The sequence below is a fragment of the Streptomyces sp. STR69 genome (assembly GCF_024519455.1).
In the GTDB taxonomy this organism is placed as follows: domain Bacteria; phylum Actinomycetota; class Actinomycetes; order Streptomycetales; family Streptomycetaceae; genus Streptomyces.
In genome coordinates, this window is the sequence record NZ_JALJRY010000116.1 from 1 (window position 1) to 323 (window position 323).

A 323-nucleotide genomic window follows, 5' to 3' on the forward strand; every position below is an offset into this window, starting at 1 on the left:
CGAAACAGCAGCCGAAGAAGAGCGGGCCGTCCAAGTCCGGTACCAGCGGCGGCAAAACAGACAAGACCGGCAAGGCGAGCAAGGCTGGTAAGGCAGATAGGACCGACAAGGGCAAGAAGCCGGCCCCCGGCGCCACCACCACCACGACCACCACCGCCCCGGCGTCCCCGTACATCGCCCCCACCGGCAACGCCGTCCCGACCCCCGGCGACGGCAACTGCCTCCTCTATGCCGTCATCGGTAGCGCACCGCACCTGGTCCGCAGCCACCTGCGGCAGGCCGCTCCGGCCATCGCCGCGGGCACCGCCGCCTGGCTCGCCCGG

Annotated in this window: 1 protein-coding gene; it reads left to right on the forward strand. The window is 71.5% G+C overall.

The annotated features are described in order from the left end of the window. Window positions 1–323 (forward strand): hypothetical protein (locus OC490_RS49215; protein WP_262064578.1); only part of this gene is annotated, 323 nt, incomplete at both ends.